Below are 13418 nucleotides of genomic sequence, written 5' to 3' on the forward strand. Positions count from 1 at the left end.
GCCCACCCTCCAGGAGGCCCTCGTGACCACCGACCTGCCCACCACCGCCGCCCGCACCGTCGAGTTCATCTCGCTCTCGCACCTCAACCCGTCCACCGAGCTGGCGCCGGTGCCCACCCGCGGCATCGACCTCGACTACTTCCGCCGCTACGTCGCCACCCTGGAGGAGTCCGGCTACGACTACACGCTGCTGCCCTACGGTTCGTCGTCGGCGGACTCGTTCGTCGTCGCCTCGGCGGTCGGGCAGCTCACCGAACGGCTCCGGCCGATCGTGGCGGTCCGGCCGAACACCGCGTTCCCGCTGGTCGTCGCCCAGCAGCTGGCGACGCTCGACCAGCTCACCGAGGGTCGCGCCGTCGTCCACCTGATCTCCGGCGGGAACGACGCCGAGCAGGCCCGCCAGGGCGACTACCTGCCCAAGTCCCGCCGCTACGCCCGGACCAGCGAGTTCGTCGACCTGCTGCGGCGGGCCTGGACCGAGACCGCGCCGTTCGACCACGACGGCGAGTTCTACAGGTTCGAGGGCTTCGGGCCCGGCTTCCGCCCGTACGGCGACACGATCCCGATCTCGATCGGCGGCCAGTCCGACGAGGCGTTCGAGATCGGCGGCCGGCAGGCCGACGTGTTCAGCTTCTGGGGCGAGCCGCTCGCCGACATCCGCGCCCAGATCGAGCGGGTGCACGCGATCGCCGACGCCGCCGGCCGGCCCCGCCAGCGGATCTGGGTCACCTTCCGCCCGATCATCGACCGCACCGACCAGCTGGCCTGGCGCAAGGCCTACGGCTACGCCGAGAAGATCGGGGCGACGTTCCGCGAGGGGTCGTTCCACAAGCGGCACGTCATCGCGGGCGGCACCCCGCAGAACGTCGGCTCGCAGCGCGCCCTGGACTTCGCCGCCCGCTCCGAGGTCTACGACCGGGCACTGTGGACCCGCACCGCGGCGGTGACCAATGCCGGCGGGGCCTCCACCGCGCTCGTCGGGACTCCGGAGACGGTCGCGGCGGCCATCGTGGACTACATCGACGTCGGGGCCGACCTGGTCTCCATCCGCGGCTATGACACCCTCGCCGACGCCGCCGACTACGGCCGCAACGTGCTGCCCCTGGTCCGCCAGGAGCTCGCGCACCGCGCCGCGACCGGCCGCCGGGGCACGCTGCAGGCCGAGAACCCCGGCGCGCTGGCCCCCGGGTTCGACGCCGACGCGTTGGCCGGTGTCCGGTGACGGCCACCGCGTCCCCGCCGGTCACCCTGCCGGTCCCGGACCTGTCCGGCGAGGCGCTGGCCGCACTCACCGCCGAGGTCGCCGCGACCGCGGAGCAGCACGACCGCAGCGGGGAGATCCCCACCGCCGGGATCGCCGCCGCGCACCGGGCCGGGGTGCTCACCGCGACGGTCGCCGCCCGCCACGGCGGTCCGGACGTGTCCCCGGTCGACGCGCTGCGGATCCTCGTCGCGCTCGGCGAGGGCGACCCGTCGGTGGCGCTGCTCGCGGCCAACACGCTGCAGGCCCACCGCGGCCAGGCCGCCGTCGCGCACTGGCCCGAGGCCACCTACGCCGAGGTTCTGCGCCGCTCCGCCGCCCGGCCGACATTGATCAACGCGGTCCGCGCGGAGCCGGAGCTGGGTGCTCCGGCTCGCGGCGGGCTGCCCGCCACCGTCGCCCGGCGCACTCCCGAGGGCTGGTCGCTGACCGGGCACAAGGCCTACGCCACCGGGGGAGCGGCGCTGGCCCACCACGTCGTCTGGGTGGTCGCCGACGAGCCGGGCGGGGACCCGTCCTCCCCGCGGGTCGGGCACCTGCTCGTGCCCGGCGACGCCTCCGGCATCACCTGGCTCGACACCTGGGACCACCTCGGCCTGCGCGCGTCGAACACGCACGACGTCGTCTACGACGACGTGACCGTGCCCGCGGACGCGTTCGTCGAGATCCCGCGCGGGCCCGGCGGCGTCTACACCGATCCCGCGGCCGCCGCCGGCCCGGCGAGCTTCGGGCACCCCGCGCTCTACGTCGGCGTCGCCCGCGCGGCCCGGGCCGCGTTCGTCCGCTACGCCCGCGAACGCGTGCCCGCCGCGCTCGGCCGCCCGATCGCCGAGACCGACCGCATCCGCACCGTCGCGGGCGAGATCGACGCCTTGATCACGCAGGCCGAGACCCTGCTCTACGGCGCGGTCCTGCGCACCGACCTGGACCCTCGGCACTACTCCCTGCTCAAGGTCCGGATCGCCGACTCGGTGGTCGAGGCGGTCCAGACCGCTGTCGCCGCGCTCGGCAACCCCGCGCTCACCCGGCACCAGCCGTTCGAACGGCACCTGCGCGACGTCCTCTGTGTGCGCGTGCACCCGCCGCAGGCCGACGCCGCGCTGCTCGGTGCCGGCCGCCACCTCCTGTCCACCACCACGTCCCCGAGAGAGACCGACACCCGATGAGCACCCGCACCGCCCGCCGCACCGCGCCCCGAGCCCTCCGGGCCGCGCTCGCCACCCTCGCCGCCGCCGTCCTCGCCACGGCCTGCGGCACCGGCGCCGCGCAGACCGGCGGGGGCTCCGGCGAGCCGACCGACGGCGGCGACCTCACGTTCCTCATCGACTCGCTCGGGGACACCTGGATCCCCAACAACTCGGCGATCTCCAGCTTCCAGGGCCACATCTGGGGCCACGTCACCGACAAGCTGGTCTACGTCGACGACGAAGGTGCCGTCTCCCCGTGGATCGCGGAGCGCTGGGAGCAGAACGACCAGGCCACCGAGTTCACCCTGCACCTGCGCCCCGGCGTCACCTTCTCCGACGGATCGCCGCTGGACGCCGCCGCCGTCGTCGCCAACCTCGACATGTGGGCGAACGGCGACCCGGACCGCGGCATCAACCCGATCGGACTGTTCCCCAAGACCTACGACCGCGCCGAGGCCGTCGACGCGAGCACGGTCCGGGTGCAGTTCTCCTCGTCGACCCTGGGCTTCATCCCGACGCTCGGCTACCACGGCTCGATCCTGATCTCACCGGCCAGCCTGGCGCTGCCGGCCGAACAGCAGGCCGACCTGTCCCGCGACATCGGCAGCGGCCCGTACGTGGTCGAGTCCTGGCGCGACGACGACAGTGTCGTGCTGCGCAAGCGTGACGACTACGACTGGGCCCCCGGGGCGCTGGACCACCAGGGCCCCGCCCGGATCGACTCGATCACCTACCAGGTCGTCGCCGAGCAGCAGGTGCGGTCGTCGTCGGTGCAGGCGGGACAGGCCGACGTCGCCTACAACCCGGCGCCCAAGGAGCTGGAGGGCTTCGCCGCGCAGGGCTTCGGGGTGGCCGCGCCGCGCTACCTCGGCTTCGTCAACGGGTGGGCGATCAACACCGGGGTCGCCCCGTACGACGACGTGCGGGTCCGCCGCGCACTGCAGTTCGGCATCGACCGCGACGAGCTCCTCGCGACCGTCTACACCCCGGACTGGCTGCCCGCGGAGTCATTCTTCCAGTCCAACGTGCCCGGCGCGACCGACCACAGTGACCTGTTCCCGTTCGACCCGGCCCGGGCGGCCGCGGAGCTCGACACGGCAGGCTGGGTGCCGGGCCCGGACGGCGTCCGCACCCGGGACGGTCAGCGGCTGACGATCACGCTGAATCCGAACCCGTACCTGGCGACCTCGCGGGCCGCCGACGAGCTGATCGCCCAGCAGCTGCGCCGGCTCGGCTTCGAGGTCGACATCCGCACCTACGACGTCGTCACCTACGGCCAGCGCGTCGCGTTCGGCAACTCCGACGTGCCCGCCTACGAGCTCACCCGCAGCATCATCGACGCCGGCACCGTCGCGGGGGTGCTCACCGACGCGGACAACGGCGAGGACTGGTTCGCCGTCGGCGGCTCCGACCCCGAGCTGAGCCGGCTCGCGACCGGCATCGCCGACGCCAGCGACCCGGCGGCCCGGGACGCGCTGCTCGACGAGCTGCAGGCCCACGTGCTCGACCAGGCCTACTTCGTCCCCCTGCACCAGCAGGTCCAGCGGCTCTACCTGAACTCGCCGCGGGTGCACGGCGAGGCCTACAACGGCGTCGCCTACGCCAACTACTACACCGCCTGGATCGGGGACTGATCGCGATGCGGCGGGACTACCGGCGCTACGCGCTGCGCCGCGGCGGGCAGGCCGTCGTCGTCGTGCTCCTGGCCTACGTGTTCACCTTCGTGGTGATCAGCGTGCTGCCCGGGGACCCGGTGACGACCACCCTGCGCAACCCCGAGAACGGCTTCACCGAGGAGCAGATCGCGGAGATCGTCGCCTACTACGGGCTGGACCGGCCGATCCCGGTGCAGTTGTGGGAGTCGCTGTCCCGGTTCCTGATGGGCGATCTCGGCCTCTCGCTGCGCTCCAGCCTGCCGGTGTCGCAGATGATCGCCGAGGTACTTCCGTCCACGCTGGCGCTGGCCGGTACGGCGCTGGTCGTGGCGCTGGTGCTGGCCTTCGGTATCGCGCTGGGGGTGCACACGCTCCCCGCCCCGTTCGGCCCGGCGCTGCGCGCGTTCCCCTCGCTGTTCCTGTCCGTGCCGAACTTCCTGATCGGCCTGCTGCTGATCCAGCTGTTCGCGTTCCAGCTCGGGCTGTTCCGGGTGATCGACTCCGAGTCCGCCTCGGCCACCCTGTTCGCCGCGATCACCCTCGGCATCCCGGTCTCCGCGCAGATCGCCGAGGTGCTCATCGCCAACCTCGACCACGAGGCCCGCCAGGACTACGCCGGGGTGGCCCGTTCGCGGGGGCTCGGCCGGATCCGGCTGCTGGCCGTGCACCTGCTCAAACCGGCCGCGCTGCCGGTGGTGACGGTGCTGGCGCTGACCGTCGGCGAGCTGCTCGGCGGCGCGGTGATCACCGAGGCGGTGTTCACCCGCACCGGGGTGGGCAGCCTCGTCGAGCGGGCGGTGACCTCGCAGGACCTCCCGGTACTGCAGGCCGTCGTCGCGCTGGCCGCGGTGGTGTTCGTCATCGTCAACCTGGTCGCAGACCTCGTCTACCCGCTGCTGGACCCGCGGGTGCAGGTCGGGGCCCGTCCGGATGCAGGAGTGCCCGCCCGATGACCGTCACCTCCGTCACCACCCCGGCCGCACCCGCCGGTCCCGCCCCGCCTGGTCGCCGCCGCGGCGCTCTGCGATCCGTCCCGGTCGGGGTCTGGCTCTCGTTCGCCGTCGTCGCGGTCGTGCTCGGCTGGTCGCTCGTCCCGGGGCTGTTCACGTCCCAGAACCCGGTCGACGGCATCCCGGCCGAGCTGTTCCGGGCGCCGTCGCCGGAGCACGTGTTCGGGACCGACCAGCTCGGGCGCGACGTGTTCGCCCGGGTCGTGCACGGCACCGCGTCGTCGGTGTCCAGCGCGCTGGTCGCCGTCGGCATCGGGCTGTTCGTGGGCGGTCTGGTCGGCCTGCTGTCCGGATTCCTCGGCGGGCTGGTCGACGTCGTCCTCGCCCGGTTCGTCGACGTGCTGCTGGCGATCCCGATTTTCCTGCTCGCCGTCATCGTGGTCAGCGCGCTCGGTTTCCGGACGATCAACGCCGCGATCGCCACCGGTGTCTCCGCGGTCGCGGTGTTCGCCCGGGTGGTGCGCTCCGAGGTGCTCAAGACCCGGACCGCGGTGTTCGTCGAGGCCGCCTACGTGCTCGGCGGGTCGCGCCGCCAGGTGCTGCTGGGGCACGTGCTGCCGAACGCGACCCGCTCGGTGCTGCCGCTGGCGGTGCTGCAGTTCGGGCTGGCGATCCTGGTGATCGCCGGCCTGGCCTTCCTCGGCTACGGCGACCCGCCGCCGGCGTCGGACTGGGGTCTGCTCGTCGCCGCGGGCAAGGACTACCCGATGGCGCCGTGGCTCGTCTGGGCCCCGGCCGCCGTCACGATCGTCACCGTCCTCTCCGTGAACAGGATCAGCCGATGGCTCCGAACGACCGACTGAGCGCCCCGCTCCTCCGCGTGACCGGCCTGTCCGTGGCATACGGCGACGATCCCGTGGTATCCGATGTGGACTTCGAGCTGGAACGCGGCCGCGCGCTGGCCGTGATCGGGGAATCCGGCTCCGGGAAGTCCACCATCGCCCGGGCCCTGCTGCGGCTGCTGCCGGCGTCCGGGCGGGCCACCGGGCGGATCGAGATCGACGGCCAGGAGGTGCTGGGGCTGCCCGAGCGGCGGTTCCGGCCGCTGCGCGGGCGGACGGTCGGGTTCGTCCCCCAGGACCCCGGCAGCTCGCTGAACCCGGTGCGCACCATCGGAGGCCAGGGGCTCGAGGCGGCGGAGCTGGTCGAGGGCCTGCCGAAGGCGCAGCGCACCGAGCGGGTGCTGGAGACCTTCGCCGAGGTCGGGCTCACCGAGCCGCGGCGGGTGTTCGACGCCTACCCGCACCAGCTCTCCGGCGGCATGCTGCAGCGTGTCCTGATCGGACTCGCGGTGCTGCCGCGCCCGGCGCTACTCGTCGCGGACGAGCCGACCTCGGCGCTCGACGTCACGATCCAGCGGGGCGTGCTCGACCTGCTGGCCCGGTTGCGCTCCGACCTGGGGGTCGGCCTGCTGCTGATCACCCACGACCTGGCGGTGGCCGCCGAGCGGGCCGACGACCTGCTCGTACTGAAGGACGGGACCGCGCAGGAGTCCGGCCCGGCCGGCGAGGTGTCGGCCCGGCCGTCGTCGATGTACGCGCGACGGCTGCACGCCGACGTCCCGGCGCTGCACCCGGACCGGTGGGCCGAGCTCCGCGCGGCCGGGGCGGACCGGTCCGGCGGCCCGGCGAAGATCGAGGTCGAGGGCGTCGGGAAGACGTTCCCGGGCGGCGTGGTCGCCGCTGAGGACGTCTCCTTCACCGTGCCGGCGGGCACCACGCACGCGCTGGTCGGCGAGTCCGGCTCGGGGAAGACGACGGCCGTCCGCCTGCTGCTCGGGCTGGAACGCCCGGACACCGGACGCATCGTCGTCGCGGGGGAGGAGCTGCGCTCGCGCACCCCGGCCGCGTTGCGGGCGCTGCGCCGCAACCTGCAGCTCGTGCACCAGAACCCGTTCAGCTCGCTCGACCCCACCTGGAAGGTGGAACGCCTGGTGGGCGAACCGCTGACCCGGTTCCGGATCGGGGACCGGCGGGAACGGGCTGCGCTGGTGCGCGCCGCGCTCGCCGCGGTCGGTCTGTCGACGGAGCTGCTCGATCGCCGGCCGGCGGCGCTGTCCGGAGGGCAGCGCCAGCGCGTCGCGATCGCCCGGGCGCTGGTGCTGCGGCCCGAGGTGATCGTGCTCGACGAGCCGACCTCCGCGCTCGACGTGACCGTGCAGGCCGGGATCGTCGAGACCCTGCTGCGGCTGCAGGCGGAGCTGGGACTGACCTACGTGTTCGTCTCGCACGACCTCTCGCTGGTCCGCCAGCTCGCGCACACCATCTCGGTCATGCGCCGCGGCCGGGTCGTCGAACAGGGGACCGTGGCACAGGTGTTCGACGCCCCGGAGCACGACTACACGCGCGCGCTGCTGGACGCGCTGCCCGGCGTCGTGCGGGCCGTCGCGTGACGGCCGGGGCGCCGCCGCGGACGCTCACGACGCTCGGGTTCAACACCCGCGTCTCCTGGTGCGACGGGGTGGGTCCGGCGGACGGGCTGCGGGACGGGATCGAGCTCTACCGGGCCGCCGAGGACCTCGGGTACCAGGCGGGCTGGGCCTACCAGCGGCACTTCGACCACTACCTGTCCTCGCCGCTGCCGTTCTTCGCCGCGGTCGGGCAGCACACCGGCCGGATCCGGCTGGGTTCGGCGGTCCTGCCGATGCGCTACCAGGACCCGGTGCTGCTCGCCGAGGGCGCGGGTACCACGGACCTGCTCGTCGGCGGGCGCCTCGAGCTCGCGCTGGCGACCGGGTCGAGCGCCGGCTGGGACCCGGTGTTCGGCGCGGTCGAGGTCGACCCGCGCACCGAGGCGACCCGGCGGCTGGAACGGTTCCTGACCGGCGTCGAGGGCGGGGTGCTGCACACCGTCGACGGCCCCGGTCAGGGCGCACCGCCCGGCACGCCGATCCGGGTGACGCCGCACAGCCCCGGGCTGCGCGAGCGGCTGCGGATCGGTGCGGCGAGCGTCGGCTCGGCCGAGGCGGCCGCCCGGCGCGGCCTGGGCCTGATCACCGGCACCGTGCTGCACGGGATCGCCGAGGGGGAGACCTTCTCCGAATACCAGGCGCGGGTGATCGCGACCTACCGGGAGACCTGGGCCGCGGTGCAGGACGGGGATCCGCCGCCGGTCGCGGTGGCCGCGTCGGTCCTGCCCGGCACCACCGCGGAGCTGCGCGGGACCTACGCCGCCTACGACCTGCAGCGGCGCACGCTCGGCATGGCCGCGTCCCGGCCGCCGGGCGCCCTGCCAGCCGGTCGTGTCCGCGGCGCTGCCGGCCGGGCAGCGGATCAGCCCGGTGCACCACGGCACGCCCGACGAGGTGACCGCCGCGGTGCTCGCCGACCCCGGGCTGTCCGCGGCCGACGAGCTGGTGCTGTTCCTCCCGCCGGCCTTCGGGCTGCCGGCGAACCGGCGGCTGATCGAGGACCTGGCGACGACCGTGGCGCCGGAACTGGGCTGGAGACCCGGCACCGTTCGCACCGACGAGGAGGCATCATGACCGTGATCGACAGCCGGACCCTGCGCTCCACGCTCGGGACGTTCGCGTCCGGAGTCGTGGTCGTGACCGCGCAGGGCCCCGACGGCCCGCTCGGGTTCACCTGCCAGTCGTTCTCCTCGCTCTCGCTGGACCCGCCGCTGGTCAGCTTCGCCCCCGCCCGCAGCTCGACGACCTGGCCCCGGATCCGCGACGTGGGCCGGTTCTGCGTCAACGTCCTCGCCGCGGACCACGAACACCACAGCACCGGCTTCGCCCGCTCCGGCACCGACAAGTTCGCCGGCGTCACCTGGACCCCCGCACCCTCGGGCGCACCGATCCTCGAGGGCGTCGGCGCCTGGGTCGACTGCACCCTGTGGAACGAGTACGACGGCGGCGACCACACTGTTGTCGCCGCCCGCGTCTCCGCGCTCGGCGACGATCCGGACTGCCGGCCACTGCTGTTCTTCCGCGGCGGCTACGCCCTCACTCCGGGAGCCGGGCGATGAGCCGGATCATCGGCGTCGTCGCCGGGCCCGAACCCGGCGGGCGCACCGCCACCGCCGTCGCCGGCCTGCTCGCCGGCACCGGCGCCGACACCGAACTCATCGAGCTCTCGCAGGCCCCGCTCGAGGAGGTCACCGCCGCGTTCGCCGACGCCGACGCCGTCGTGTTCGGCAGCCCGGTGCACCGGGCCGGGCACACCGCATCGCTCAAGGCACTGCTGGAGGCCACCGAACGCGGGAAGTGGGGCGAGGAGACCGCACCGCTGCAGGGCAAGGCCGCCGCGCTCGTGCTCACCGGCGCCAGCGGCCACCACTTCCTCGCCCTCGACGGGCTGCGCTCGGTGCTCGCCGGATTCTTCGCCGTCCAGGTGCTCTCACCCGGCCTCTACCTGGACCACTCCGGCTACGAGGACCGCAACACCCTCACCCCCGACTCCGCCGAGCTGGCTGCGGCACACGGCCGCGCGCTGGCCGACCTGACCACCGCCGTGCGCTCCTCGGAGGCGCTGCGCGCGATCGCGCCCGTCGTGTGAGGCGGCTCCGCCGCTCGCGAGCGCCATGATCCTTCTCCGTGGAACCTGCGGGCCACCTGGCCGGCACCCGGGCTCCATAAAGGAGGATCTTCGCGGTGGGCCGCGTCGTCGTCCGCCGCGGGAGCCCTGGCGACCGGGCGTCCGGTGTGTGACGATCGGACCATGACCCCGGCGGGATCGATACTCGTGCGCAGGATGCACGTCGATCTCGTCCGTGTCACGGCGAGCGGCTGTCGCCGCTCGGCCGCACTCCGCTAGCGGGCGTCCGACCCGTATCTGCAGTTTCCCTTCCCATCTCCCGCGGTCCGCGCCGCCGGGTGGTCCCGTGCACGTCGCGGAACCGCCGCCGACGATGCCGACCGCCGTCCGAGAGGACCAGTCATGACCGTTACGCCCAAGGAGACCGTCGTCCCGTTCGCCGTGCACGGCGAGGGCACCGGCGTCCTCCAGACCCTCACCGCGGCGGGCGACGCCGGCCACGTGTTCCAGGCCGACGCCTACCCGGCCTTCGGCGGTGCCGACTCGGCACCGAGCCCGTTGTTCTACGCGATCGGCGCCCTGACCTCGTGCAACCAGGTCACGGCGAGCCTCGTCGCGAAGGGCCTCGGCATCCGGCTGGGCCGCTGGACGTTCGACGCCCGCGGCGACCTCGACACCGCGGTCCTGGTCGGCGGCGCCGAGGGCAACGCCAACTTCGACCGGGTCGAGGTCCGCGTGACGGTCGAGACAGACGCCACCGAGGAGCAGTTCGCCGAGCTGGTGTCGGAGACCGCGCGCCGCTGCCCGGTGACCCAGCTGTTCGAGCGCAGCGGACTCGAGCTCGTCAACGACTGGACGCGGGCCGAGCTCCCGCCCGCCGTCTGAGCACGTGAGGTTCCAGGTCCTCGACATCGTCCCGCACGCACCGAACCCGGTGACCGGCGAGCTCGTGCCGGTCCACGAGCGACTGTCCAGAATGGTGCGGACGGTCGATGGTCTACGGGGCTCCCACCAGCGCCCCACCGAACCCGTGGCTCCACCGGGCCGGTACCCGGCGGAGCCACGCGGCCCTCAGCGGTGCAGCACCCGCCGGGCGATCGAGTTCCCGAGCAGCTGGGCCAGCTGCACGATCACCACGATGATCGCCACCGTGACCAGGGTGACCGGCCAGTCGAACTGCTGGTACCCGTAGGTGATCGCGAAGTCGCCCAGCCCGCCGCCGCCGACGTAGCCGGCCATCGCGGACATGTCGACGACAGCGATGAAGATGAAGGTGTAGCCGAGCACCAGCGGCGCCAGCGCCTCGGGCACGAGCACGCTCCACACGATCCGGAACCGGCTCGCCCCCATCGCCCGGGCCGCCTCGACCACGGCCGGGTCGACCGAGACGAGGTTCTGCTCGACGATCCGGCCGATCACGAACGTCGCCATGCCGATCATCGGGAACAGCACCGAGCGGGTCCCGATGGTCGTGCCCATCACGATCAGCGTCAGCGGGCCGACGGCGGTGATGAAGATGATGAACGGGATCGGCCGCACCAGGTTCACCAGCACGTTGAGCACGGTGAACACACCCCGGTTGGCGTAGAGCCCGCCGGCCCGGGTGGTGTGCAGCGCGACGCCGAGCAGCAGCCCGAGCGCCCCGGCGATCAGCATCGTCCAGAACACCATGTAGACGGTCTGGAGCACGGACAGCCACAGCACCGGCTGCAGCGTGGACCAGTCGGTGTTCATCGGCTCGGCTCCACGTGTGTCTGTTCCGCTGCTGTCGGCTCGGTCACCCGGGTGTGCCGGGACAGCTCGTCGACGCACGCCTGGACCGCGTCCGGGTCGCCGTCCAGTTCCAGGGTCAGGCTCCCGACCGGGCGCTGCGCCAGCTCCCGGATGCCGCCGTGCACGATCGTGCTGCGCACCCCGTGCGCGGCCGGTACCCGGGAGATCGCCGCCTGCGCGTCGGCGGCGTCGGTGTCCGGACCGCCGATCGCGACGGTGACCAGCCGTCCGGGGTGTCGGGCGCGCAGCCGGTCCAGCGTCTCGCCTGAGGGCACGTCCTGCAGCACGCCGTGCACGAACCGCCGGGTCGCGGGGTGCTCGGGTGCGGAGAACACGTCGTAGACCGGGCCGTGCTCGATCACCCGGCCCTGCTCCATGACGACGACCCGGTCGCAGATCGCCGCGACCACCTCCATCTCGTGCGTGATCACGACGACGGTGGTGCCGAGCTCGCGGTTCACCCGCCGCAGCAGAGCGAGCACCTCGCGGGTGGTCTCCGGGTCCAGCGCGCTGGTCGCCTCGTCGGCGAGCAGGATCCGCGGCGAGGTCGCGAGCGCGCGGGCGATGCCGACCCGTTGTTTCTGCCCGCCGGAGAGCCGGGCCGGGTAGCGCCCCGCCAGCTCGGAGAGCCCGACGAACTCGAGCAGCTCCGCGACGCGCTCCCGGCGGGCCTCCCGGGACCAGCCGGCCACCTTGAGCGGGTAGCCGACGTTCCCGGCGACGGTGCGGGAGTTCAGCAGCGCGAACTGCTGGAAGATCATCCCGACCTCCCCGCGCAGCTCGCGGAGCCCGCGCTCGGACAGCGCCGAGGTGACCCGGCCGCTCACCGTCACCGTGCCGGCGGTGGGCAGCTCGAGGGCGTTGATCATCCGGACCAGGGTGGACTTGCCGGCCCCGGACCAGCCGATGACGCCGGTGATCCCGCCCTCGGCGATGTCGAGGTCGACGCCGTCGACGGCGGTGACCCCCGGGCCCCGGCGGGCCGGGAACGTGCGGGTCGCCCCGGCGAACGAGATCACCGGTGTGTTCATCAGCCGGCCTGCAACTGCTGCTCGATGCCGGCCAGGGTCTGCTGCAGGTCCTCGGGGGTGTTGTCCCGGAAGACGCCGTCCTCGCCGAGGTCCTTGCGGGCCGCGTCGAGAACCTCCTGGTCGTGGTAGATCCGCACCAGGGTGGCGTAGTCCGGGTCGTCGGCCTGGTCGGCGCGGGCGACGAACAGGTTGATGTAGGGCTTGGCCGCGTCCGAGTCCGGGTCCTCGGCGTAGAGCACCTGGTCGGCGGTCAGGTTCGCGGCGGTCGCGTAGTTGTTGTTGACGATCGCGCCGTCCGCGCTGGGCAGGTTGGCCGCGGTCTGCGCGGCGTCCACCGGGGTGACGGTGACCTTCGAGGCGGCCTGGTCGATGTCGGCCGGGGTCGAGGTCGTCGTGCCGCCGTCGGTGAGCGTCAGCAGCCCGGCGGTCTGCAGCACGGTCAGCGCGCGGGCCTGGTTCACCGCGTCGTTCGGGATGACGATCTGGCCGCCGTCCGGGATCTGCTCCAGATCGGTGTGCGTGGTCGAGTACAGCGGCAGCGGGTAGACCGCGGTCGCGCCGATCGGCGTCAGCGTGTCGTCGTTCTGCAGGTTGTAGTTCGCCAGGTACTGCAGGTGCTGGAACTGGTTGAGCTCCAGCTGACCCTGGGACAGCGCCGGGTTCGGCTGGTTGTAGTCGGTGAAGTTGACCAGCTCGACGGTGATGCCCTCGGCCGCCGCCTTCTCGCTGAAGACGTTCCAGTACGGCTCGGCGCCGTCGGCCACACCGATGCGGACGGTGCGGGTGTCACCGTCGGAGTCGCCGGTGGACGTGCCGGGCGCGGCGCACCCGGCGGCCAGGACGGCGGCGGGGATCAGCAACGTGAGTGCGCGCAGCAGGCGCATGGGTGATTCCTTCCGGTGGGGCCGGCCGGCGGGGTGTCCGAACGCGGCGGGCCTGGGAGTGGGGCTTCGGATGTCTGCCCGGTGGCGGGATCGCGGCGGGTGTCGCCGCGACGTCGTCACCGGTGGGTCAGCGTCGCGG

The 13418-nt window shown here is 73.4% G+C and carries 12 protein-coding genes; 9 read left to right on the top strand and 3 right to left on the bottom strand.

The window, feature by feature from the left end; translation table 11 throughout:
* Nucleotides 1-22 precede the first annotated feature (22 nt).
* The 9 genes from WIS52_RS27910 (at nucleotide 23) to WIS52_RS27950 (ending at nucleotide 10476) form a co-directional block, all read left to right on the top strand.
* Entirely contained in the window at nucleotides 23-1222 is a 1200-nt protein-coding gene (locus tag WIS52_RS27910; protein WP_349301381.1) for an LLM class flavin-dependent oxidoreductase, read from the top strand.
* On the top strand, nucleotides 1219-2427 hold the full coding sequence (locus tag WIS52_RS27915; RefSeq protein WP_349301382.1) for an acyl-CoA dehydrogenase family protein: 1209 nt from the start codon (nucleotides 1219-1221) through the stop codon (nucleotides 2425-2427). The genes WIS52_RS27910 and WIS52_RS27915 overlap by 4 nt, the downstream gene beginning before the upstream one ends.
* A complete protein-coding gene (locus WIS52_RS27920; RefSeq protein ID WP_349301383.1) occupies nucleotides 2424-4082 on the top strand; it encodes an ABC transporter substrate-binding protein in 1659 nt (552 codons plus the stop codon). Before WIS52_RS27915 ends, WIS52_RS27920 begins: the two co-directional genes overlap by 4 nt.
* A 5-nt stretch (nucleotides 4083-4087) precedes the next feature.
* A complete protein-coding gene (locus WIS52_RS27925) occupies nucleotides 4088-5056 on the top strand; it encodes an ABC transporter permease (protein ID WP_349301384.1) in 969 nt (322 codons plus the stop codon).
* Entirely contained in the window at nucleotides 5053-5916 is an 864-nt protein-coding gene (locus WIS52_RS27930; RefSeq protein WP_349301385.1) for an ABC transporter permease, read from the top strand. The genes WIS52_RS27925 and WIS52_RS27930 overlap by 4 nt, the downstream gene beginning before the upstream one ends.
* Nucleotides 5895-7505, top strand: coding sequence for an ABC transporter ATP-binding protein (locus tag WIS52_RS27935; protein WP_349301386.1), 1611 nt, complete (start codon nucleotides 5895-5897; stop codon nucleotides 7503-7505). The genes WIS52_RS27930 and WIS52_RS27935 overlap by 22 nt, the downstream gene beginning before the upstream one ends.
* Nucleotides 7502-9082 carry an LLM class flavin-dependent oxidoreductase gene (locus WIS52_RS27940; protein WP_349301387.1) on the top strand — a complete coding sequence of 527 codons (1581 nt, stop codon included), beginning with the start codon at nucleotides 7502-7504 and terminating at the stop codon, nucleotides 9080-9082. The genes WIS52_RS27935 and WIS52_RS27940 overlap by 4 nt, the downstream gene beginning before the upstream one ends.
* A complete protein-coding gene (locus WIS52_RS27945) occupies nucleotides 9079-9612 on the top strand; it encodes an NAD(P)H-dependent oxidoreductase (RefSeq protein WP_349301388.1) in 534 nt (177 codons plus the stop codon). Before WIS52_RS27940 ends, WIS52_RS27945 begins: the two co-directional genes overlap by 4 nt.
* A 381-nt stretch (nucleotides 9613-9993) precedes the next feature.
* Nucleotides 9994-10476: an OsmC family protein gene (locus WIS52_RS27950; RefSeq protein WP_349301389.1), complete on the top strand. Its 483-nt coding sequence runs from the start codon at nucleotides 9994-9996 to the stop codon at nucleotides 10474-10476.
* Between the two features lie 186 nt (nucleotides 10477-10662).
* Here the strand turns inward: WIS52_RS27950 and WIS52_RS27955 are convergent, their stop codons facing one another.
* From WIS52_RS27955 to WIS52_RS27965, 3 genes are read right to left on the bottom strand one after another with little or no spacing between them, the layout of a single operon-like run.
* Entirely contained in the window at nucleotides 10663-11325 is a 663-nt protein-coding gene (locus WIS52_RS27955; RefSeq protein ID WP_349301390.1) for a methionine ABC transporter permease, read from the bottom strand.
* On the bottom strand, nucleotides 11322-12395 hold the full coding sequence (locus WIS52_RS27960) for a methionine ABC transporter ATP-binding protein (RefSeq protein WP_349301391.1): 1074 nt from the start codon (nucleotides 12393-12395) through the stop codon (nucleotides 11322-11324). The genes WIS52_RS27955 and WIS52_RS27960 overlap by 4 nt, the downstream gene beginning before the upstream one ends.
* Nucleotides 12395-13279 (bottom strand): MetQ/NlpA family ABC transporter substrate-binding protein, encoded by an 885-nt coding sequence (locus WIS52_RS27965; RefSeq protein ID WP_349301392.1) that lies wholly within the window; start codon nucleotides 13277-13279, stop codon nucleotides 12395-12397. Before WIS52_RS27965 ends, WIS52_RS27960 begins: the two co-directional genes overlap by 1 nt.
* Nucleotides 13280-13418: the final 139 nt, after the last annotated feature.

Source organism: Pseudonocardia nematodicida, assembly GCF_040105385.1.
Lineage (GTDB): Bacteria > Actinomycetota > Actinomycetes > Mycobacteriales > Pseudonocardiaceae > Pseudonocardia > Pseudonocardia nematodicida.

Excerpts from the sequence above, each read along its gene's own strand:
- WIS52_RS27920 (WP_349301383.1), top strand. The coding sequence starts at position 2,424 with ATGAGCACCCGCACCGCCCGCCGCACCGCGCCCCGAGCCCTCCGGGCC.
- WIS52_RS27925 (WP_349301384.1), top strand. The coding sequence starts at position 4,088 with ATGCGGCGGGACTACCGGCGCTACGCGCTGCGCCGCGGCGGGCAGGCC.
- WIS52_RS27930 (WP_349301385.1), top strand. The coding sequence starts at position 5,053 with ATGACCGTCACCTCCGTCACCACCCCGGCCGCACCCGCCGGTCCCGCC.
- WIS52_RS27935 (WP_349301386.1), top strand. The coding sequence starts at position 5,895 with ATGGCTCCGAACGACCGACTGAGCGCCCCGCTCCTCCGCGTGACCGGC.
- WIS52_RS27945 (WP_349301388.1), top strand. The coding sequence starts at position 9,079 with ATGAGCCGGATCATCGGCGTCGTCGCCGGGCCCGAACCCGGCGGGCGC.
- WIS52_RS27950 (WP_349301389.1), top strand. The coding sequence starts at position 9,994 with ATGACCGTTACGCCCAAGGAGACCGTCGTCCCGTTCGCCGTGCACGGC.
- WIS52_RS27955 (WP_349301390.1), bottom strand. The coding sequence starts at position 11,325 with ATGAACACCGACTGGTCCACGCTGCAGCCGGTGCTGTGGCTGTCCGTG.
- WIS52_RS27960 (WP_349301391.1), bottom strand. The coding sequence starts at position 12,395 with ATGAACACACCGGTGATCTCGTTCGCCGGGGCGACCCGCACGTTCCCG.
- WIS52_RS27965 (WP_349301392.1), bottom strand. The coding sequence starts at position 13,279 with ATGCGCCTGCTGCGCGCACTCACGTTGCTGATCCCCGCCGCCGTCCTG.